17 protein-coding genes, 1 tRNA gene and 1 pseudogene are annotated in these 22,014 nt (G+C 56.9%); 9 read left to right on the top strand and 10 right to left on the bottom strand.

Going from position 1 to position 22,014, the window contains the following annotated elements; translation table 11 throughout:
* Positions 1-212: 212 nt before the first annotated feature.
* Together GOV53_RS11730 and GOV53_RS11725 are read right to left on the bottom strand one after the other, a co-directional pair.
* Positions 213-1,730 carry a hypothetical protein gene (locus GOV53_RS11730; protein WP_170466871.1) on the bottom strand — a complete coding sequence of 506 codons (1,518 nt, stop codon included), beginning with the start codon at positions 1,728-1,730 and terminating at the stop codon, positions 213-215.
* Between the two features lie 621 nt (positions 1,731-2,351).
* A tRNA-Gln gene (locus GOV53_RS11725) sits at positions 2,352-2,426 on the bottom strand.
* 308 nt (positions 2,427-2,734) lie between these two features.
* Between GOV53_RS11725 and GOV53_RS11720 the strand changes: the two genes are divergently transcribed.
* The gene (locus tag GOV53_RS11720; RefSeq protein ID WP_170466868.1) at positions 2,735-3,643 is read left to right on the top strand and encodes a haloalkane dehalogenase; all 909 of its coding nucleotides are present in this window, start codon (positions 2,735-2,737) and stop codon (positions 3,641-3,643) included.
* Positions 3,644-3,653: 10 nt separating this feature from the next.
* Here the strand turns inward: GOV53_RS11720 and GOV53_RS11715 are convergent, their stop codons facing one another.
* Positions 3,654-4,121 (bottom strand): SH3 domain-containing protein, encoded by a 468-nt coding sequence (locus tag GOV53_RS11715; protein ID WP_174823433.1) that lies wholly within the window; start codon positions 4,119-4,121, stop codon positions 3,654-3,656.
* A gap of 192 nt (positions 4,122-4,313) precedes the next feature.
* Here GOV53_RS11715 and GOV53_RS11710 point away from each other — a divergent pair, with 192 nt between their 5' ends.
* The 5 genes from GOV53_RS11710 to GOV53_RS11690 all read left to right on the top strand — a co-directional run bounded on the left by GOV53_RS11710 (position 4,314) and on the right by GOV53_RS11690 (position 12,583).
* The gene (locus tag GOV53_RS11710) at positions 4,314-5,300 is read left to right on the top strand and encodes a 2-hydroxyacid dehydrogenase (RefSeq protein WP_170466864.1); all 987 of its coding nucleotides are present in this window, start codon (positions 4,314-4,316) and stop codon (positions 5,298-5,300) included.
* Positions 5,301-5,366: 66 nt separating this feature from the next.
* Positions 5,367-7,160 (top strand): gamma-glutamyltransferase, encoded by a 1,794-nt coding sequence (ggt, locus tag GOV53_RS11705; RefSeq protein ID WP_170466862.1) that lies wholly within the window; start codon positions 5,367-5,369, stop codon positions 7,158-7,160.
* A 25-nt stretch (positions 7,161-7,185) separates the two neighbouring features.
* The gene (locus GOV53_RS11700; RefSeq protein WP_170466860.1) at positions 7,186-8,592 is read left to right on the top strand and encodes an FAD-binding oxidoreductase; all 1,407 of its coding nucleotides are present in this window, start codon (positions 7,186-7,188) and stop codon (positions 8,590-8,592) included.
* Positions 8,593-8,691: 99 nt separating this feature from the next.
* Positions 8,692-9,939, top strand: a complete 1,248-nt coding sequence (locus GOV53_RS11695; protein WP_170466858.1) for a hypothetical protein — start codon at positions 8,692-8,694, stop codon at positions 9,937-9,939.
* A 136-nt stretch (positions 9,940-10,075) separates the two neighbouring features.
* On the top strand, positions 10,076-12,583 hold the full coding sequence (locus GOV53_RS11690) for a GcvT family protein (protein WP_170466856.1): 2,508 nt from the start codon (positions 10,076-10,078) through the stop codon (positions 12,581-12,583).
* A 38-nt stretch (positions 12,584-12,621) separates the two neighbouring features.
* Here the strand turns inward: GOV53_RS11690 and GOV53_RS11685 are convergent, their stop codons facing one another.
* From GOV53_RS11685 to GOV53_RS11675, 3 genes are all read right to left on the bottom strand, one after another.
* Positions 12,622-12,957: a carboxymuconolactone decarboxylase family protein gene (locus GOV53_RS11685; protein WP_170466854.1), complete on the bottom strand. Its 336-nt coding sequence runs from the start codon at positions 12,955-12,957 to the stop codon at positions 12,622-12,624.
* A 67-nt stretch (positions 12,958-13,024) separates the two neighbouring features.
* Positions 13,025-13,678, bottom strand: a complete 654-nt coding sequence (locus GOV53_RS11680; RefSeq protein ID WP_170466852.1) for a DUF938 domain-containing protein — start codon at positions 13,676-13,678, stop codon at positions 13,025-13,027.
* A complete protein-coding gene (locus GOV53_RS11675) occupies positions 13,675-14,742 on the bottom strand; it encodes an NAD(P)/FAD-dependent oxidoreductase (RefSeq protein ID WP_170466850.1) in 1,068 nt (355 codons plus the stop codon). The genes GOV53_RS11680 and GOV53_RS11675 overlap by 4 nt, the downstream gene beginning before the upstream one ends.
* Positions 14,743-14,919: 177 nt before the next feature.
* Between GOV53_RS11675 and GOV53_RS11670 the strand changes: the two are divergent.
* A pseudogene (locus tag GOV53_RS11670) lies at positions 14,920-15,317 on the top strand (hypothetical protein).
* Between the two features lie 3 nt (positions 15,318-15,320).
* Positions 15,321-16,553, top strand: a complete 1,233-nt coding sequence (locus tag GOV53_RS11665) for an HlyD family secretion protein (protein WP_170466848.1) — start codon at positions 15,321-15,323, stop codon at positions 16,551-16,553.
* A gap of 209 nt (positions 16,554-16,762) precedes the next feature.
* Here GOV53_RS11665 and GOV53_RS11660 read toward each other — a convergent pair whose 3' ends face one another.
* The 4 genes from GOV53_RS11660 to GOV53_RS11645 form a co-directional block, all read right to left on the bottom strand.
* A complete protein-coding gene (locus GOV53_RS11660; RefSeq protein WP_170466846.1) occupies positions 16,763-17,341 on the bottom strand; it encodes a hypothetical protein in 579 nt (192 codons plus the stop codon).
* Positions 17,342-17,785: 444 nt separating this feature from the next.
* Complete coding sequence (locus GOV53_RS11655) at positions 17,786-18,766, bottom strand: CobW family GTP-binding protein (protein ID WP_170466844.1); 981 nt, start codon at positions 18,764-18,766, stop codon at positions 17,786-17,788.
* A gap of 14 nt (positions 18,767-18,780) precedes the next feature.
* Positions 18,781-20,247 carry a guanitoxin biosynthesis MBL fold metallo-hydrolase GntH gene (gene gntH, locus GOV53_RS11650; protein ID WP_170466842.1) on the bottom strand — a complete coding sequence of 489 codons (1,467 nt, stop codon included), beginning with the start codon at positions 20,245-20,247 and terminating at the stop codon, positions 18,781-18,783.
* Positions 20,248-20,257: 10 nt separating this feature from the next.
* On the bottom strand, positions 20,258-20,491 hold the full coding sequence (locus GOV53_RS11645) for a hypothetical protein (protein ID WP_170466840.1): 234 nt from the start codon (positions 20,489-20,491) through the stop codon (positions 20,258-20,260).
* 99 nt (positions 20,492-20,590) lie between these two features.
* Between GOV53_RS11645 and GOV53_RS11640 the strand changes: the two genes are divergently transcribed.
* A complete protein-coding gene (locus GOV53_RS11640) occupies positions 20,591-21,925 on the top strand; it encodes a hypothetical protein (RefSeq protein ID WP_170466838.1) in 1,335 nt (444 codons plus the stop codon).
* The last annotated feature ends 89 nt before the right edge of the window (positions 21,926-22,014 follow it).

The following is a 22,014-nucleotide window of genomic DNA, read 5'->3' as shown; positions in this document are numbered from 1 at the left end:
AATGCCCCCGTTTATGCCCCCGCTCAGATCACACATGTCTTGCTAGTCTGCAATGCTGTTTGCACGGTCAGCAGTGACCTCCCCCAGACAAAGGGAAAGGCCGATAGCGGTTATGGCCGAGTATAGTCGGGCATAGGGATAAGTAATGGAAAACGCAGGATAAAGGGGAGAAGAGAAACTCAAGCCTCTCCCCCCCCGAACATCCAGTTTCCTCATCCCCCCAGAGAATCCAGATAAGCCAACCGCTCATCGAAGATACGCTGACGGACCCTGTAGGCATGCGATCGAGGGAGAAAACGCATGTCCATGTAATCATCGACCAAACTGGGAGTGCTTCGTTCCACCTCATCTAACCCCAGATAATTATTGGACAGGGCAACCGGGCAACCAAGAACCCTCTTCGCTGCAAGATTCATGGCTGTCTTGAGCCGTATTGCATACGAATAACCAATCAGGAAACTATCGTGGATGCATAGGACAGGTATCCGCTGTTTGGTGAAGCATCTTATCACCATTGAAGCCATCAAACTGTCCAAGTTCATCAGTGTTATCCCACGATCCGCACAGAGGTCATCCTCAAGGAATGGATGTTTCTTGATAGCAGCATCTAATACCAACCGAAGTTCCGCATTCTTCATCGACTTTGCCATCGAGCCAACCGGAGAAGCGTCCCGGAACGCACTATAAGCTGACCGCTCGTTCTTGGCGTTAAGAGCCATGAGGATCAGCAGTTTCACCAACTTGCGCTGCTTCACGTTATCCAAGTCAGGCAATGGTTGTTCATCCAACTCATAGGGATCACCCTCCAGCTTAACTCCTCTCTTTGCTGCCAGAATCGCGACGTGAAGGGCTTGATAGTCCACCTCGACAGTGGGTTCGTCATTGATGTGGATGCGCTTCCTTACCTCTGACCCGACCGATTGCCACCAGCCGCCATAGAAGCGACCACCGCATGACCAGTCGTTGCGATTGAAGACGCGGTGAACGAAGTTATCGAACCCACAGATGGGTACGCGGTTTATCTCGCCCGCGCGGACACCAGACTTAATCGGGCGCTCAATGAACGTGTCATCCTGATCGGGGATGTCGATGAAGGTTCGCAGCAGAAGCCTGTTGTACCGCATCAGATCTGTTCTCATCCAGTCCGTGACTGGAGTATCCTTGTATTCGATGTTTCTTTCTGACTTCTCGCTGGATCGCATTAGAATGCACTCCTTTCCCGGATGGGTCAGAATATGCTGTGGTCCAAACTTAGCGTCCCGAAACATTTGCCGAAGCGGTTCTGCCGCTCTGATCCGGGTGGTTCGGTTCGTACTGGCTCCGGGACCGGCATAACTGCCAGCCGCCAATGAGATGCAACCAACTTCGTGCAGCCGGTGGATGATCTTCGGTGCCAAGCGGGACAATCCAATCTTGTTATACCGAGAATCTGTGTTCCAGGCTGTGTTGCTCATAGCCACGCCGATAGACAGCTCGGGGTCGGCATCCCAAGCCACATAAAGATCGAGCAATATGGCCCGAAGTTGAGCGAAACTGTTCGCTTTGGGTCTTACGCCACCCTTCCTTGGGTTGCTGCTTTCTGGTTCCCCATAACATATTGCCCAGATCTGCTTGGTCAGATGGGAAACGTTCGGGTGTTCTGAATATCGGTGAACATCTAGTAGTTTGGAGTAGTGCGGATTTGTGATCGGAAAGTCGTCTAGGGTCTTTCCAGCGTATGTTTCTTCCATGAGTCAATTTGGTCCTCAATATATGCGACCACGCCCAGAGCGCATTGAGGCCCTGAAGACGTGATTAGCCGGGCGGAACCGAAGACAGCATCAAGCCATCAACGAGACGCACCTCGACTGTGGGTTATGTTGTGTTTGAGAATTGAGGCCCTTCCGGTGCCTCGATAGCGGACCAAACCGCTATAGCGCCTCTAGACGCTGATCATGGTGCCCACGGGATGCGGGCGGTTCAAGGAAGCCGAAACTATCTTTGGTTGAGTAAACAATCAAGGCTTTTTTTGTTACCCACGCCTATAGGGTTCGTCAGCGTATCTTCAGCGAGCGGTTAGCGTATCTGGAATCTCTGGGGGGATGAGGAAACTGGAGGCTCGGGTGGGGGTGAGAGGTTTGAGTTTCTCTTCTCCTCTTTATCCTGCGTTTTCCATTACTTATCCCTATGCGCGACTATACTCAGCCACAACCGCTATCGGCCTCTCCCTCTGTCTGGGGGAGGTCACTGCTGACGTGCAGACAGCAAGACAGCCTAGCAAGGTGTGTGTGATTGGTGCGGGGGCATAAACGGGGGCATTTCTCGGAGGGTTCAAGCCCAAGCGCCTGCTGTCGTTCCATGTTCTGATGAACTGGCTGGGGTGGTAGGATTCGAACCTACGATACACGGTACCAAAAACCGCTGCCTTACCACTTGGCTACACCCCAACGGTGAGGCGCTGTCTACGATTGTTGTTCGGCGGGTTCAAGGCTTTTCCGACAAAAAATGAGCGCCGTTCGAAAAAAAATCTAAGGGGCGCAAATGGAGGTGCTTAAGTGGCTTGTTTTTATGGGGTTGCTGTCGGATCCTTTGGGCCAATGGACGCTTGGATCAAGGTGATTGAAACCTCAATTCTGCGCGAGCCGACTTTGGTTGCTCCGTTTGAATTCTGCGCGAAACCTTTTCTTTTGAATAGGTTGGGTCAGTGTCAGGCGGCTATAGTGACCCATGATGGGAATCGCAGGAGGGAAAGGCCATGAAGTTTCTAAGAACTCCGGATGATAGATTTCAGGGGCTTTCGGATTATCCGATTGCTCCGAATTATACGCAGGTTGACGACACAGAGGGCGGTCAGCTGCGGGTACATCACGTCGATGAGGGTCCGCAGAACGCTGACCCAATTCTGATGATGCATGGTGAGCCCAGCTGGTCGTACCTTTACCGTCACATGATCGCTGGATTCGTCGCGCGTGGGCACCGTGCAATTGCACCCGATCTGATCGGCTTCGGGCGTTCAGACAAACCGACTGAGCGTAGCGATTACACTTATGAACGGCATGTGCGCTGGATGGGAGAGTGGTTGCGCCAGACCGATCTGCGCAGGATCACTCTGGTCTGTCAGGACTGGGGCGGGTTGATCGGATTGCGTTTGTGGGCTGAGATGCCAGATCGCTTTGCGCGTATAGTTGTGGCTAATACGGCGCTGCCGACGGGGGACCAACCCATGGGCGAGGCCTTCGAAAATTGGCGTAAGTTCAGCCAGGAGGTGCCCGTTTTCCCGGCCGGAGGTATCTTGAAGGGCGGAACTGTGTCGCCGATGTCCGAAGACGTGATAGCTGCTTATGACGCGCCATTCCCGGACGAAAGCTACAAAGCCGGGGCGCGACAGTTTCCTATGCTGGTTCCATCTTCGCCCGACGATCCATCCTCGGCGCCCAACCGCAAGGCGTGGGAGGTGATCCGAGGGCTGCAAACCCCTGTCCTGACAGCCTTTGGGGCAGATGACAAAGTCATGGCCGGAGTTGATAAGGTGTTTCAGAAATTGTGTCCGGGCGCCGCTGGCCAGCCGCATGTTGTTTTGCCGAATGCTGGGCATTTTCTTCAGGAAGACGTCGGTCCGCAATTGGTTGAGCACACCTGCGAATTTATCGCGCGCGCATCCTGATCCGCGGGGGCTATTCGCGAATCTCAGCAGGGTCTACGCCCCAAAGGTTTGTTTTCTGGGCCCATCCGCGGTACCCGCCTGCCGAAATCTGGCACCAGTCGATCGAGCAGGTGCCAAGGCGGGCGACAACACCGGACTCGAATTGAGCGCTGATTGGCGCGTTTGGGTTGGGGCTGGTGTGGACGGTCAGCAACTCGGGTTCGACCAGCACGGTGCGCACCCCGGACAGCAGGGCGTAGTGCACCCATCCTCCGGCTCCGTCGCGATCTTGAACCCGACGCCAGTTTCCGTATTCGGCCGTGATTTGCAGTGGCATGCCCCGGCGTTTGAACACCCAGTCGATTCGATGTGTCAGTGACGGACCCCGACGCACGTTTCCCTCGGCTGCCTTCATCGAGACGTAGCGAGGCAGCGGCAGGTTGGTCACCGGGCCACGACTGTCCTGCGCGCTGGCGGCAATAGCACCGAGCACGGTCAGAAAAAGGGTGAATGCCGCCGGAACAAGGCGATTTACGGGTAGAAAACCACTCACTTACTGTCTGCTCTTGTGCCTGTTGTTCTTGGTGCGAAAAAAGGTCGACTCAATGCCCATGGGGTTCTTGTGCCCCGCCTTATCCTGCGCCACGATGCCATGGCGTGCGAAGGTTTGCAAAGCAGTGGGAGGGCAGAGGTGCCAAGAGAACGTCTGAGTGTTGTCGTTACGCGACGGTTGCCCGAGGCGGTTGAAACCCGGTTGAGCGAACTGTTCGATGTGCAGTTGCGCGACACCGATACCCCAATGACCCGCGAGGAACTGGTTGAGGCGGTTAAAACCGCTGATGTTCTCGTGCCGACAGTGACCGACACGATCGATGGGGGTTTGCTGGGTCAGGCGGGTGAAAAGCTGCGACTGATTGCCAACTATGGGGCGGGTGTCGACAATATCGATGTGTCGACCGCTCGTCAGAGGGGCATTCTGGTGTCCAACACGCCGGGCGTTCTGACCGATGACACGGCAGACATGACCATGGCGCTGATTCTGGCCGTGACCCGCCGCATTCCCGAGGGTCTGTCCGTAATGCAAAAGGGCGATTGGGCTGGATGGGCACCAAATGCGCTACTGGGCGGTCGGATCGGCGGGCGGCGTCTGGGGATTCTGGGTATGGGCCGCATCGGGCAAGCCGTTGCGCGGCGCGCCAGTGCGTTCGGGATGCAGGTTCATTATCACAACCGTCGCAGACTGCGCCCGGAAACGGAACAAGAGCTCGAGGCGACCTATTGGGAAAGCCTGGATCAGATGGTGGCGCGGATGGACGTGATCTCGATCCATTGCCCATCCACGCCGTCGACCTTCCATTTGATGAACGCAAGGCGTTTGAAGCTGTTGAAGCCGACTGCCGTTGTTGTGAATACCTCTCGTGGTGAGGTGATCGACGAAAATGCGCTGACCCGCCAGATACGTTCGGGCGAGATCGCCGGAGCAGGGTTGGATGTTTACGAGCACGGAACAGACGTGAACCCACGATTGCGCCAATTGCCGAATGTTGTGTTGCTGCCCCACATGGGGTCCGCCACGCTGGAAGGCCGCATCGAGATGGGCGAGAAAGTTATTATTAACATCAAGACATTCGAAGATGGTCACAGGCCGCCGGATCAGGTGGTTCCCGCAATGCTCTGACTGCGCGGGGCACGTGCTTTGGCGCGGGCGCAGGCAACTTGAATGCTAATATTTCAGGAGGTAACGATGAAACGAAGTCTGATTTCGGGGGTCTTTTTGTCAGCCATGGTTCTGGCCGCACCAACCTTTGCACAAGAAACGGCAGACGCAGTTGCGCCCGAGGGTGCATCAGAAGGGCAGGTTCAGGGCCTGACCGAAGAGGTCGTCGCCGCACTGGAAGCCAAAATGGCCGGGCAACCGGTCACGTCCGAAAACTGGATGGTCGCCGCCGCTAACCCTTTGGCTGTTGAAGCAGGTGCCAAGGTTCTGCGCGCCGGGGGATCGGCCGCAGATGCGATGGTCGCTGTTCAGGTTGTGCTTGGGCTGGTTGAGCCACAGTCATCTGGTCTTGGCGGCGGTGCGTTTCTCGTCTGGTTTGATGCCGCTACGGGTAAATTGACCACGTTGGATGGGCGCGAGACCGCGCCGCTTGAGGCGAACCACAGGCTGTTTCACGACGAAAACGGCGAACCACTGAAGTTCTTCGATGCGGTGGTTGGCGGTTTGTCCGTTGGCACGCCGGGTACACCCGCCCTTATGGAAGAAGCGCATCGGCGTTGGGGGCGGAGCCCATGGCCCAGTCTGTTTGCCGACGGTATTGCACTGTCTGATGAAGGATTCCTTGTCTCACCCCGCCTCGCCAGCCTTGTCGAAAAAGATGCCGAGCGCTTGTCTCGCTTTCCTGAAACAGCGGCATATTTCTTGCCGGACGGCAAACCGTTGGAACAGGGTCAACGCCTGATGAACCCGGAATATGCCGAAACTCTCCGGGTTCTGGCCAGCGAAGGGTCGGCAGGGTTTTACGGCGGTGAGATCGCCGCGGGTATCGTAAGTACCGTCCGCAACGCGCCGGGCAATCCGGGTGTTCTGTCAGGCATTGATCTGGCGCTGTATCAGGTGATCGAGCGTGAACCGGTCTGCGCCACCTATCGCGCCTATGAGGTGTGTGGGATGGGCCCGCCTTCATCGGGCGCTCTGACCGTTGGCCAGATTTTGGGCATGCTGGACGGTTATGATATTGCAGCAATGGGACCCGAGGATGCAAATGCATGGCGCCTGATCGGCGATGCGTCGCGTTTGGCCTTTGCAGATCGCGGTCGCTATATGGCCGACCACGATTTTGTCCCAATGCCGACGCAGGGTCTTGTGGACCCGGCTTACCTGTCCGAGCGTGGCGCACTGCTAAGCGGCGACTCTGCCCTGATCGAGATTGCTCCGGGCAATCCCGAATTCGATCACGCGTCGAACTGGGCCGATGACGTCTCGATCGAGTTGCCCTCGACCTCGCATATCTCGATCGTGGACCAGTACGGCAATGTGCTGTCAATGACGACGACCATCGAAAACGGCTTTGGCTCGCGGCTGATGACCAACGGGTTTTTGCTGAACAACGAGTTGACGGACTTTTCCTTCAAGACTCATAGTAACGGCGTGCCGATTGCCAACCGGCTGGAACCGGGCAAGCGTCCACGCTCGTCTATGAGCCCGACAATCGTGATGCAGGACGGCGCGCCCGTTCTGGCCATCGGATCGCCGGGCGGCAGCCGCATCATCGGTTACGTCGCCAAGTCGATCATCGCCTGGGCGGATTGGGACATGGATGTACAGCAGGCTTTGTCGCTGCCGCATCTGGTCAACCGATTTGGGACCTATGACGTGGAACAAGGCACGGCGGCTGAGGGCTTCTCGGACACGCTGATCGGGCTTGGGTTCGAGGTCAATCCGCGGGATTTGACCTCTGGTCTGCATGCAATTGAGATTGGCGACGTACTGGTTGGCGGTGCTGATCCGCGCCGCGAAGGGATTGCGCTGGGCGAATAGGCCAGCGTCAACAAGGGAGAAAAACATGGTGCAGGCCGTCGCTTTGCCGCGAAACGAAGATGGGATTGCGGCGGCTGTCGGCATCCTGAAACAACAATTCGGTGACCGGCTGCAGACCGGGCAGGCCATCCGGGAACAGCACGGCCATACGACGACCTGGATTGAAAACCAGTCCCCTGATGCGGTGGTCTTTCCGAAATCGACAGACGAAGTGTCCGAAATCGTGAAAACCTGCGCGGCGCATAAAGTGCCGGTGATTGCCTTCGGCACGGGTACGTCGCTTGAGGGGCACGTCAACGCTCCTGCGGGCGGTATCTCGGTCGACTTGTCCCAGATGGCCAAAGTTCTGGCCGTGAACCCCGGTGATTTGGACTGTGTCGTGCAGCCCGGTGTGACGCGCGAAGACCTAAATACGCATTTGCGCGATCAGGGCCTGTTCTTTCCGATTGATCCGGGTGCGAATGCCTCATTGGGGGGGATGGCGGCGACACGGGCGTCTGGCACAAATGCAGTCCGCTACGGTACGATGAAGGACAATATCCTTAGCCTTGAGGCCGTGATGCCCGACGGACAGATCATCCGAACCGGACAGCGGGCCAAGAAATCCTCGGCCGGGTATGACCTGACTCGTTTACTGATCGGGGCCGAAGGGACGTTGGGCATAATCACTGAACTCACTCTGCGCCTTCAGGGTATCCCCGAGGCGATCACCTCGGCCCGCTGTTCCTTTCCCACGGTGGATGGGGCCTGTCAGGCGGTCATGATGACGATCCAGTATGGCGTCCCGGTGGCTCGGATCGAGCTGCTGGACGAGATGTCTGTCAAGGCCGCCAACGCCTATTCCGGGCTAAGCCTGCCGGAAACGCCGCTGCTGCTGCTCGAGTTTCATGGGTCCGAGAGTGGCGCGGTCGAGCAGGCCGAGACCTTTGGGCAGATCGCCGAAGAGTTCGGCGGCAGCGATTTCGCGGCGACCTCAACAACCGAAGAACGCAACAAGCTTTGGCAGGCGCGTCACGACATGTACTGGGCATGCCTGCAGCTGCGTCCAGGCGCGCGGGGGATTTCGACGGATGTCTGTGTCCCGATCTCTCGTCTGGCGGAGTGCGTGACGGCAACGCAAGACAAGGCCCGCGAGCTTGAATTGATGGCTCCGATGGTCGGGCATGTCGGGGATGGCAACTTCCATAGCCTGCTTCTGATCGACATGGAAAACGCCGATGAAGTCGTCAAAGCCGACGCGTTTGTCGGATGGCTGAACGATCTTGCGATCTCAATGGAAGGGACCTGCACAGGCGAGCATGGAATCGGGCAAGGTAAGCGGCCTTACCTGTCCAAGGAGCTTGGGCCAGCGGTTACTTATATGGCAGCTATCAAAAGGGCGTTGGACCCGGACAACATCATGAACCCAGGCAAGATTCTACCGAACGCCTAGTCTCGCTGCATTCTCGGGAATTCCGTCTCAAAGCCACAACTGCGCCCAATTCCACCGGTATCACTCGCACAAAATGCATTGATTGATTTCGGGGTCAAAATGGACGCACTCAGGTTCATTGGTTTTGTCTTGATTGTCGGGCTGGTTATCGCTGGCCTCGACTACTATCAGCAGGACAAGAAAACGGACAAAACGCTGTCGCTGAGTGGGTATTTTGATACTGTCTCGGCACGTTTCGATCGGGGGCAAAAGGAACGCGAGATCAAGAATGTTGCGCGGGAACGGCAAGAGAAGTGGGATGCAGGGGCCAAATCCTATCTGCCCGAGCCTCCCACCGATTGGGTGCGTCTCGCACTGACCGAGACCGACAACGCTGCCGTGTCGAAGGTTCTTTCCACTTTTGGGCCTACGCCTCTTGTTAGCTCGATCAGCGACCCGGCTGAGCTGGCGCTGCTCAATACGGCCGGAAAAGAGGGTGTTCTGCGAATGCTGGACGAAACGGGCACCGTTTACGCAAAAGATGATGAGCTTGTCTGGCTGGACATCACGCTCAAGCCGCAGGCCGCAAGGAACACGCTTGCGGGGCTCGCGCTGAGTGCACAGGATGCGTTTCTGAACGGAATGCAAGTCCAACAAGGCTTTGCCGTGATTGACGGTGTGGCCTTCATGGAGACAGTGGGACATCTGCTGGATGGCGGCGACAAACCCGAGTTTCGTGCGTTCACGGGCCGCATCGGCTTTGACCAAGAGGTGGTCATCCGCCTTCACACCAACGCCAGCGATGCTACCATTCGTGAGGTGCTCGGGCTGGTCGATTATGCTGGTTTGAACCAGCTTTTGCCGCATCCGGCTTTGGTGGTTGGCAACGGGATCGAAGTTCCGCTGGCCAAACAGCCGGACATCGCAGATCAAATGCACAACCTTTACGAAACGATGCAGGCCGCCCAGCTGAAATTGGGGCAGGAAAAGTTGAATAATCTGGATGCCGTTTCAGTTCTGGCGAATACGCTGACCAGCTCAGGGTTCAATGCCGAAGGCGTTCTGGACATCACCAACGGTGAGGTGTTCGAAAACCAAGAGCTGTCGCAACTGGCCTACATGCGCACTCAGAACCTGCTGCTGACATCTGCATTGAACGAAAAGGCCCCCCAAATGGTAAGCGCAGGCGGCATCGGTGGCTTCCTGAAGGGGTTGATCGGCAAAGCGTCGCAGGTCGCGGTCGGCGCCGAGGAGGCCGCGTCGCGACCTGCAGCGCCACGCGAAGTCAAAGTCTCCAAGGGCGGGTTGGGTGCTTCATCCTGTGCCTCTTTGGGCAGCAGCAAACGGTGTTCGGTCGGAGGCAACTAAGAACATTCACACCAAAAACGACGATCCGCGCCATGGGCGGGTCGTTTTTTTTATATCACTGGTCGGATGAATGTCGCGCCGATCCCCTGAAATGCGCCATATGGTGTCAACTGAATTCAAGGGGAGACGCCCGGTTATGAAAACCCAAGTCAAAGCACTGGTCGTCGGCGGTGGTGCCGTCGGTACTTCGATTGCATATCACCTCGCCAAGGCGGGCTGGGATGATGTGATGCTGATCGAACGGGACGAGTTGACCTCGGGGTCAACCTGGCATGCAGCCGGTCTTTTGCCCCTGTTCAACATGTCTTACGCGACAACGCATATCCACAAGTACTCGGTCGACTTCTACAAGACCCTTGAAGAGGAAACCGGCCTCAACGCTGGATTTGCTGTGGTTGGCAACCTGCGCATGGCGCAGACGCAGGAGCGTATGGACGAATACATGCTCTATGCGTCCACCGCCGAGACCTGTGATGTAGCCTACGAATGGCTGACACCGGACCAGATTAAAGAGCGCTGGCCTCTGATCGAAACCTCGGACCTGAAGGGTGCGATCTACCACACCGAGGACGGCTATATTAACCCCGCTGACGTAACGCAGGCGATGGCCAAGGGCGCCCGTCAGCGTGGCGTTGACATTGTGCGTAAAATGCAGGCCGATGCCTTCCACTGGACCGGTACCCACTGGGAAGTCACCTGCACCAAGATGGTCGAGAAGGGCGGCAACCTCGTTCCTTCAGATGAGCAGGTAGTCATCACGGCTGAGCATGTTGTGACCGCATCGGGCAACCACGCGCAGCGAACCGCCAAGATGCTGGGCATTAAAATGCCTGCGATCCCGGTCGAGCATACCTTCATCGTCATGGACAAGGACCCAGAGCTGGTCAAATGGCGTGAAGCGGGCAACCCCGAGCACCCCGTCGTCCGTGACGCCGACAATGAATCCTACGCGCGAGAGGAACGCGGTGGCTGGATTCTTGGCATCTACGAACATGGCGCGCCCGCGCAATTCGAACATGGCGTGCCGGACAGCTTCCGTGCAGACCTGTTCCCGCTGGATCTTGACCGGATCGCGGATCAGTACATAGCGATGGCCGAGCGCGTGCCGTCCTGCGCCGAATCCGGTCTGAAAGACGATTTCAACGGCCCAATCTGCTACACGCCTGACGGCAACCCGCTGGTCGGCCCCGCGCCGGGTCTGCGCAACATGTGGTTGGCCGAAGGCTTCTCGTTCGGGATCACCGCTGCAGGTGGCACCGGTTATTACCTGGCTCAGATGATGGTCGATGGCGAAGCCGAGATCGACATGGCCTCGCTGGACCCCAAGCGTTACTCGTCCAACTGGATGACCACCGAGTTCGCGGCGCGCAAGAACGAAGAGTGCTATGAGCACGTCTACATCCTGCATCACCCCGATGAAGAGCGCGAAGCTTGCCGTCCACTGCGCACCGTTCCGGCTTATGACCGGCAGAAAGCCCGTGGCGCTCAGTTTGGCTGGGTCAACGGTTGGGAACGTCCGAACTACTTCGGCCCGCTGGACGCGCCCGACAACTTTGACAAGGAAAGCCGCAGCTTCCGCCGCGGTGGCTGGTGGCAATATGCCGTTGAGGAAGCCAAAGCGATCCGCGAAGGCGTTGGCCTGATCGACGCATCGGCCTTCACCAAGCATGTCGTCAAAGGCCCCGGTGCTACCCAGTTCCTGGATTGGTTCACCTGCAACAAGCTGCCCAAGGTCGGTCGTATCAACCTGACCTACGCGCTGACTTCGCACGGCACCACGCGCACCGAATACACCATCGTCCGCAATGGCGAGAACAACTACTATATCGTCTCCGCCGGTGCCTGGACCGAGTACGACGCCGACTATCTGCGCAAGGCGGCCGAGGACAAGATGGAGGAGTTCGGCTATATCGAGATCCAGGACGTGACCACTCAGTGGGGCGTCTTCGCCATCGCCGGACCCAAGTCGCGTGACGTTCTGAAAGAGGTCATCAACGACGTCGATCCCGAAACCGCTCTGTCCAACAAGCGCTTCCCGTGGCTGTCGGCACGTCAGATCGAGCTGGGCATGTGCCCGGTCAACGCGATCCGTGTGGCCTATACCGGTGAGCTGGGTTGGGAACTGCACCACCCCGTAGAGATGCAGAACTACCTGTTCGACCTGCTGGAAAAAGCCGGTGAAAAGCACGGTATGAAGCTGGTCGGTGCGCGCGCCCAGAACTGGCTGCGTCAGGAGAAATCCTATCGCGCCTTCGGTACCGAACTGGGCCGCGACGCGACCCCGCTTGAGGCCGATCTGCCGCGCTTTGTCGACCTGTCCAAGGACTTCCATGGCAAGGCCAAGCTGGAAGAGACAGGCGTGCGCGTCAAATGCTGCACCTTGCTGATCGACGGCCCGGACGATGCTGATCCGTGGGGTCGCGAGGCACTGTATACGCCGGAAGGTGAGCGCGTGGGTCGTCTGACCTCGGGCGGCTACTCGGTCGCGTTCGAGAAATCCATCGGCATGGGCTATGTGAAACCCGAGCTGGCTGTCGAAGGCACCAAGCTGAAGGTCAAAATGCAGGACAAGCTGTGGGATGCGGTCGTCACCTGCGACAGCCCCTACGATCCCAAGAACGAAACCATCCGCAAGGACGGTTGATCAAACAAAGGCCCCGGACACCTCCGGGGCCTTTGTTGTTAAGCGGACAATTCGTCAAAACATTCCAAGGCTTTGGCTGCGTACATCATCGACGGACCGCCGCCCATCTGAATGGCCATGGCCAGAACATCCGATACTTCCTCGCGGCTTGCGCCAGCTTTGATCAGTGCTTCGGTGTGAAGCGTAATGCAGGGTTCGCAACGGGCTGCGATGGACATGCCCAAAGCGATCAATTCCTTTGTTTTGTAGTCCAGCGTGCCACCTTCCTTGACCGACTTTCCAAGTGCCCCAAAGGCACGGGCGGTGTCGGGGATGGCCGCGTTTAAATTGCGCAGATTCTTACGCGTATCCGAGAGCTTGTTTTGCCAGGTCATTTTGAGGTTCCTTTACACATATCACATTCGGAATATGTGGTGAGTCATCGACCGGCTTTGATTTCGATCAGGTTGCTGGTTTTTCCCCGACAAAGGCCAGGTTGTTGGCTGGCATCTCAATCACATCGACCAAGGATAGCTGGCTACGTGCAAACAGATCCAGAATATCGGCATCGTTTTTGTAGCCGATTTCGGGGTCTTGCTGCGTCAATGCTGCGTGAAAGCTCTGATCTCCGGTGCTGGTGAGTTCGCCGCCACGCATGAACGGTCCGTACAGCACAAGGCGGCCACCTGGGTTCAGGGACAAGGCGGCCTCGGTGACCAGAGTTACAACCTCGGGCCAGCTGATCAGGTGTAAAAGATTGATCAAAACGATCAGGTCTTTGGCCCCGTGGTCCGCGTGCCACCCAGATTGGATAGCGTTCAGCTCGGCCGCCGGGGCAATGTTCCCGATGCCATCTGCATAAGCATCGATCGAGGCGCGGCGGTCCGGGGCGATCTCACTGGGTTGCCAGTTCAGATCGGGCAGATGCTGCGCAAAAGCGGCGACATGCTGACCCGTACCACTGGCCAGTTCCAGAGCGCGGCCCCTATGTGGCGCGACACGACCCAACAGATCGCAAAGCGCATCCGCGTTTCGGCTGGCCGCCGGGGCAACCAGTTTCTGTCCCTCAGTTGCTGAGGCAACACTTGCATTCGGAGGAAGCTTACGAGTGGTCATGCGCATAACCTTTCCGGTTTCAGGGCCGCAATACTGAGGGCGTCCAAATCCGATCGAGACCCGGTCACAAGGTCAGTCACTAATTGCGACGCAGCGGGCGCCGTTTGAAACCCATAGCCGCCTTGGGCCGCGGACCAGATGAAACTGGAGTCGGCGGGGTCGGGCCCCAGAACCAGGGTGCCGTCCGGTGCAAAACTGCGCAGCCCGGCCCAGTTTGTTTCGACCCGCGTGACAGGCTGGGTCACCATCGCTTCGTACCGGGCCAGCCCCTCGGCCAGAACCATATCATCGGCATAGGCGTCGTGTGGGAAACTGGGATCCGCTTCGCAGGGCGAGACCAAAAGTTTCCCGGCATCCGGTTTTGCATACCAGCTTTCGCCCGCGCCCAAAATCAGGGGCCATCCCGTGAGGTCATGCCCGGCAGGTGCAGGAATGCGGGCCATCGACCGGCGGCGTGGCTCGATGCCGATGGTGGCTATTCCCGCCATTGTCGCAACCTCATCCACCCAGGCCCCGGCGGCATTCACCAGATTGCGGGCCTCATAGCTGTCTCCGGCCTGCACGATCCAGTGCCCCGATTTTTCAATGGAGGTAACCTTTTGCCGGGTTAAAACCGTACCGCCATTTCCCCGGATCACACGCGCAAAATCCTGCAGCATTCGGTCCGTATCAATGTCGAAGGCTGCAGTGCTTGCGGCCGCAAACCCGACCGTCTGCGGGTTCAGGATCGGAACTCTTGCCGCCGCATCCTCAAGCGGAATTTCCTGCAGCCGAAGGTCTTTCTGATCCTGCAGAAACACCTCGCGCTGGTCCTTGCCGCCAATCAACATCAAACCACGCGGGGAGAGATACCCGTTCGAAACCAAATAGGCTTCGCTTACGGCGTTCAGCACCTTGACGGAAGGCGGGCCATAACCCTTTTCGAACAAAGCCGCGGACCGGCCTGAGGTGTGGTAGCCCAGTGCCTCTTCGGCCTCGAGAACGACAACGTGGCCATGTTCGGACAGCCGCGCACCTGCGCTTAACCCGGCGATGCCACCGCCTATGACAAGGAAATCTATCACTCTTTTCTGCGCCTCGAGGTTGCCGTAACAGCAGTCGTTTTCTGATGTGCCGTCATTCACAAATGGACCATCGCACGCGGTACACCGTTGGGAAAGAGGTGTAATCTCCGTAATGTAAACTTGATCCTGCGCACCCAGCCTGTTTTTAGTGCGGCCAAATCGGAATCGGAGACACACGTGACACCGGCAGAGTTACACCCATTGGCCACGGGGCATATCCCGTCATACGTCACGCAGGCAGACGGCAGTGACTTTTTGCTGACCTTCATGTTCGTGTTCACAGTTCTGGTGATCGTGCTGATCGGCGTCGGGTACTTCACCCTGCATTCGATCCCTAAAAGATCGCACATGAATCCAACCATCCCCAGTTTCAGCTTGTCGGGATCCTGGCGCTTTTGGCGCTGTTTACCCATAACGGCCTGTTTTGGGTTGCGGCCATTCTGGTGGCCGGGTTCCAGTTCCCGGATGTAGCAACCCCGCTGCGTGCCATTGCCGATGCGATCCGGTCACTGGGTAAACAAAGCAACGAAGCGCCTGCGCCTCAACCGCAAGCCACCGCGCAGCAGGAGCACTAAGGCATGCTGGAAACACTGATGTGCGCACTGGTCACAGTGCTGCCCGATTACCTGTTCCGGCGCTATGTTCAGGGCAAACGGATCGGCCACGAGATCACTCTGTTCACCATGTGGTATGAGTTGCGCTGGGGCCTGACCACCTGCGCCATTCTTGCGCTGACCGTCATCACCACGCTGTTCTACTTCCATCCGGCCAGTAAAACGGCGGCATCGTATTTTCGAACCGTGACAATCCTGCCGCAACTGGGCGGTCGTGTCTCTGAGGTCTACGTGACCAACAACCAGCAGGTCGTTGCGGGTCAGCCGATTTTCAGGATCGAAGACTTCACTCAGACCGCGCAGGTCGAAGCCGCGCATGCACAGATTGCACAGGTTCAAGCCTCGCTGAAGGTTGCAGAAACCGATCTGGCCGAGGCCGAGGCCGGCATTGCCGGTGCCCGCGCCGCACTGGACCAGTCGCTTGAAGATCTGGAACGGAATACGACCCTGCGCGACGAGGGGTCCAGCGCAGTGCGTTTGGCCGAGATTGACCGGCTGGAAAACCTTGTGGCCGAGCGAGAGGCGCAACTGACCGCCGCACAGTCCCGTCGCGCCGCCGTCGTACAACAGATCGAAGAGCTGATCCCGGCGCAACTGGCCAGCGCGAACGCGCAGCTGGATGCCGCCCTGACCGAGCTGGACAAAACCGTTGTCAGTGCCGGCGTGACCGGGCGGGTCGAGCAGTTTGGCCTGCAGGTGGGTGACTACGTCAGCCCGCTGTTGCGGCCCGCGGGCATTCTGGTTCCGTCAAGTTCGGGCCATAACAGGTTCGAGGCTGCGTTCAACCAAATGGCGGCTCAGGTGATCAAACCCGGCATGATCGGAGAGCTGGGCTGTATGACCAAACCTTTCACCGTCATCCCGATGGTGGTGGTCGAGGTGCAGGATGTGATCCCCTCGGGCCAAATCCGTCCAACAGATGAACTGCGCGACGTTCAGAACAATACCAACCCGGGCTCGATCCTTGTTTACATGGAGCCTCTGTACAAAGGCATGGCTGATGACATCCCACCGGGCAGCAACTGCCTGGCGAATGTCTATACCGACAATCATGAACGGCTTGAACATGAAGACCTTGGCTTTTGGCACGCAGCCGCCCTGCACGTGATTGACACAATCGGCGTGGTCCACGCCGCAGGCCTGCGCCTGCGTCTGATCCTGATGCCGGTGAACACGTTGGTTTTGACCGGGCATTGATGTCGAAAGGTCCATCTCGTGGTGTCTGACCGGACGAACCAGCGCTTCAAAGGGCTGTAATCAGACCAAAGCGGACCTTTAGAACCGAGTTTGCAATGTCCGAGATGCGGACAAGTCCGGTCATTCGCTTTCGCCGCTGCAACACCCGCAACCGGCCCGGCCGAGCATTTGCGGACAAGCGTCCCTTTGAACAATCGTAAAGCCGTTTCTTAATTGGATTTTGAGACAATTACGCTGGTTTCTGGGTTCAGATCATCGTTCGGATCCGTCAAAACGCCGGCTGGAAAGGAAACCGAGATAGGGCGGTCCTTTGTATCAAGGCAGAGCATGTGGTTATTGTCCCCGTCACCCAGATCGGCAAGCGCGGCGGGCGTAACCGTGCGTTGAGATCCGTCTCCGGCCTCTACGATGATCTTGTACAGATCACGTTCCGTGTCGCCAGGTTCTTTGCCGTTCGCCAGCGTAACGCCACCCGCCCAAGTTACCCGAATGGCCTGTACGATGTTTTCACTTGGACAAAGGCTACCTCTGGTCCGGCGTGGCCCCAAGTTTCCGACCAAAGTCCAATCTTCAACAACCTCGGCCAGGATCAATGAAGGCCCGTCTTCCAGCGGAGTCACGGCGACTGTGGCACCTCGAAAATCAAGCGTTCCATCGATGGAATGAAGGTGTCCAATGACCTCGACTGCAACCGGTGGATCCTCGGATACGTTCCCAAAATCCCCGATGAGAAGCACCGTGCGCAATTCACCGGGATCAGTAGCGGGCAACACTGACGCGCAGTGCATTGTTCCGATCTGGCCTGACTTTGTTACGACTCTGAAGTCACCGGCCTGCAAAGTTTCCAAATCTACCTGGATAGAAAAAATAGCAGGCATCCCGTCTTTGCCCCTGGAACCTCTGCAAATGAGATTTGCTACGCGGGGCAACGCCTCGAGCCCGTGGAACGCGGAAAGCAACTCGGCATCTTGTCCTCCAGCTGAACTCGGCAACCCGAGGTTCGGGGTTATATCTTCAAGTTCTCGACTCGAGACGTCCTGCGCACACAAAGCCGTTCCCGACAAGACAAACGCAGTGGCAGGTGCGAGCAATCTGATCGCTTGGCTCCATTTCCTAAACGGCTTCAGCAATTAGGTTTTTCTCCATACTTGGTCCTCGGTGCTGCGGGCTTTCGAACCGTTGCGTGTAGGAATTATAGAAACACACGCAAACAAGATTGATGGAACTGGCCGCTATGCGGTGGCCAACAACGCATCGGAAAGCTCGTATTCCGAAAGTGCCCCAGGTGCACCTATTGCAACAAGCCTTGTTTCGGGTTTTCGGTGGCCCCATGCGCCATCCCTTGCGATGTCCATGCGCTTTCCGACAACCTGTACAAGAATGCGATGATTCGGATCCTCCTCGCTAAAAACAAAGCCCTTGAGGCGATAAACGTCGCCGGGAAGCTTTCGAATTGCACTCCGAAGAGAAGACAAGCTTATCGGGCGTTCAGCTTTCATCATTGTTGTTGAGAAGCTGTCCGAGTGATCAGAGTGGTGGCAACCACAATCCGGTCCATGCTCGTGATGATCGGGTATTTCTGTTTCGAGTTGTTCGGCGGCGAAACGACCAACGGAAAGAAGTATATCCAATGGTACGTCTGCGTTGACGGCTTCGACCAGACGATATCGACGGAAGCGAGACCCGAGCCAATCGTGCACCCTTTGAACAGCCGCCCTGTCGACGAGGTCGACCTTGTTCAAAATAACCATGTCCGAGAACGCGATTTGCCGGAGCTTCAGTTCCATTTGCTCCGGCGCAGAAAAGAGCTGTTCCGCATCGACCAAGCACATGAGGCTGTCTAAGCGGATCATGTCCCGAAACTTTTGATCGGTGAATGTCATTGCAATTGATGACGGGTCCGACACTCCGCTTGCTTCAAGGACGATGTATTCCGGTTTCTCAGGCCGGGCGAGAACGGCTTCTACCGTTTCGATCAGGTCATCGCGTATCGAGCAGCACACGCAGCCATTTGCCAAACTCATCACATCATCTTCGAGACCGACGACCAAGTCGGCGTCTACGTTTATTGATCCAAAGTCATTCACCAGAACCGCAACCCGCAACCCGTGATTGCCTGTCAGGATGCGGTTCAAAAGTGTTGTCTTACCGGCTCCGAGAAAGCCGGTAAGGATCGTTACGGGGATTGCGGAAGTCGAACCGAACTCAATCATTGTTCAATCTCTCCTCAGTCTTCATCGCGCGAGCCGATTACATCCGAAACTTTGATGGTAAAGTCCTGTGGCCAGTCCCCGCCGGGCGCTCGGAAAACGTCGGTTGGGTAGTACTCACGTGGATCAATCTCCATATCTCGGTATTTCTGATCTTGCTGATCTGCTCGAGTGAGCCTTGGGTTCGGTAGTGTGACTTCATCAGGAAGCTCAATACGCCCGGCCTCGGCTGCTGCAGCCAGTTCGCGAAATGGTGGGACAGTACCGGATTTTCCGGGCAGTGCAGCTTTCCTGTACCAGATCGCATCCTTGGTCACGTTTACAACGGCTACATCGAGACCCCATTGGAAGAGACCGTCATAGTGGGCGCGAATTCCAGCCAGCATTTCAGCGTCGATGTCTTCGTCTTGAGTATAGTGCGTCACCATTCCCAAACGCGGCCTTGTGTCAGCAAAGAGCTTACCCACGGCATAGTGGGAGGTGTGATGCGTATCGATTGTGTAATTAAACAGATCCTGTGGGATACCGTATTTGTAGGTCATCAGTTGACCAATATCCTGTCCCGACATTTCGGTTACAAAGACATCAACACCTTCGCCGTATTTCCGTGAAAGCTCATCCGGGCGACCATCGCCTGTCCATACAAAGCTCAGATCATTCCAATCGAGCCGATACCCAACTGCGCCATCCTTGGCGTGGCTGCGCGGCCAGGACCGAACAGTCACACCGTCTTGGTCGTAAACGACACCGCCTTCTTGTCGGAAATCGAACTCGTTGACCTCGATCTCATAGCCGTCACCAATTGGGAACACGTCGAATGCTTCAAGGTGCCATTTGAGCATCTGCTGCATGCCTTTGACCATCCCGGCTGTTCCAAGCTCGGGTGTCCGACCAGAGGGACCGTGAATGCGCAGCGGCGTGTACCCTCCTGACCAAGCCCGGAACGGGTAGATGTAAGGGATGTCGGCATAGTGGTCGACATGCAGGTGAGAGATGAAGATGTCGTTGATCAGCTGCCCCGGCACCTGCATGGCAATGACGTTACGGACACACCCGGATCCAAAGTCGAAAAAGAACCGTTTTCCATTTCCCAACTCTACCATGATACAAGTGCCCGCCTGATCTTCGCGCGGCGGATAGGGTGTTGAACCACAGAATGAGATGCGCATCTCATCTGGACCCAACTCCTCGCTAAGTGGAAAATAATTCGCGTTAGAACCCGTCATGTATTTCGTCGGGCGGAAGTATTCTGGCAAAGAGATGCCGCCTGCGGGCCGACCACCGTATGGGTTCTTGAGCGTTTCTCCCAGTGGGCCGTCTCCTTCGTGGGCCTCCGCACTCCCCGCCGCAAACCCAGCTGCCCCCGTTGCGGCTGCTCCAGTGGCTAAACCCTTAAGAACATTCCGTCGCGAGGGGTCTTCAATTTGGTCTGTCGCTTGAACCTGTTTGTTCTCCAGGTCTTTCCCATTGTCTTCCTTGGTCATGGATAGGTCCTCAGTTAGGAGTGTTACGAAGGTTGCGCTTCACCATCCGGCGAAGCTCGTTCACGAGTTCGGATCTGATGTGGGCCCATTCCGCGCGCTCTGTGGCTGTGATCGATGTGTCATCCAACAGCGCAGTAACTTTCTTTAGGTCTTCGATTGCCTCGCTGAGCAACGCATCCGTTTCGGTACGCCCCAAAAACGCATTGGAAAGCTCTGGAAGCTCATCACTCAGTTCCCAAGTCACTGGATAATCCCCGGTTCCCACTATCTATTCTCACATCAAGATGAGTGCGGTTGACGACATGCGCCAAGTGAGTCACCGTGAGTTGGGGGTGAGTTTGCTTTGAACCAAGCCAATGAATTGCCGATAGATCAAGATGTTGCACCGCCATCGCCGGAGCTTGTCCGACAGGCACTTCAGAGCGTTGTTTCCAGCGTCGCGTTCCAGGCTTCGCCTCGCCTCCAGCAGTTCCTTACTTACGTGGTCGAAGAAACTCTTGCCGGTCGCGGTGCTCAGATTCGTGGCAAAGCAATCGCGGTTGAAGTCTACGGTCGGAGTATTGATGGCACCGGTGGTCGAAACCTTGTCCGCGTCGAAGCCAGACGGCTGCGGCGACTGCTAAATGAGTTTTATGAAGATCAATGGGACGGTCAGGGAGTTCGCATTTTTGTTGATTCCGGCGGATACAAGCCACGGTTTTCGCAAGGCAGGACGACAGGAAGCGACAACTCAAATGCTCAGGACAGCGACCTGCTTGGCGGGCATCGACGTCTGGTCCAGCTGCTGCCGATTGGGCTGGGTTGCCTAGTGTTGATTGCGGTGACAGGCTTTTGGTTCACGCGGGATAACAAGGCGGTTTTGCCCACAACTCAATCCATCGAACAGGCTGAGCGAACTGCGCTTGGCGAGCAATCTTTGACACGGCTTCAGGCGGCTAATCTTGCGGACCAGGCCCGAGGCATGTTTTTTCCGGTTTTTGACGTCAAGCGGCAGCAAATAGCACTGGGAATGTTTCAGCATGCGGCTGAACTCGACCCCGCACTCTCGGACGGTTATGCCGGATCGGCACAGGTCCTGGCAACTTTGGCCATGCTGTCCCCTGATGAGGCACAAAGAGATGACCTCTTTAGCCAAGCTTCTGAGATGTCGAGAAAAGCGCTTGATCTATCTCCCACTGATGCGTGGGCAAACGGTGCAAATGGTTGGGTGTTGGCCACCCAAAACAATCCAGTCGAGGCTATGAAATACGCAAGACTGTCGGTCGAGCTTGCGCCGAATGATGGTCATATTCTGGATCTTGTCGGCATCACCGCCATCATGGCGGGCGCCCCAGAACTTGCGGCTGAGGTGAGCGATCCAGAAAGACTCAGGTCAGGATCGGGCCGCTTTGGCGCACGAAACATTTGGGGTGTATCGCAACTGATGCTCGGGAATAACGAAAAGGTCGTAGACGCCTTTAAAGGAGCGCCCGCTGCCGGTGCGCCTGTAAGTGCTCCTTCTCTCCTGTTCCAAGCCGTTGCGCAGGATCAGTTGGGGCATACCGAAGAAGCTCAGCGACTGGTCAACGAAATGCGTAAAACGTGGCCGGAGTTTCCATCTGAGTTTCTCGCCGGCCGGATTTTCCAAAATGATGACGCAACGCGGCAAGCGATACTCGATACTCTGATCAGATACTGATGAAACGCGTCGCATCGTTGCCGCTGGTATGAACGACCGCCCCGCGGAGAAAGTGGCCGTCCATTGGGGTCGTTGATGAATACCCCAAC

The sequence above is a fragment of the Ruegeria arenilitoris genome, assembly GCF_013035315.1.
Taxonomy (GTDB): Bacteria; Pseudomonadota; Alphaproteobacteria; order Rhodobacterales; family Rhodobacteraceae; genus Ruegeria; species Ruegeria arenilitoris_D.
This window is presented reverse-complemented; position numbering and strand designations above follow the sequence as displayed.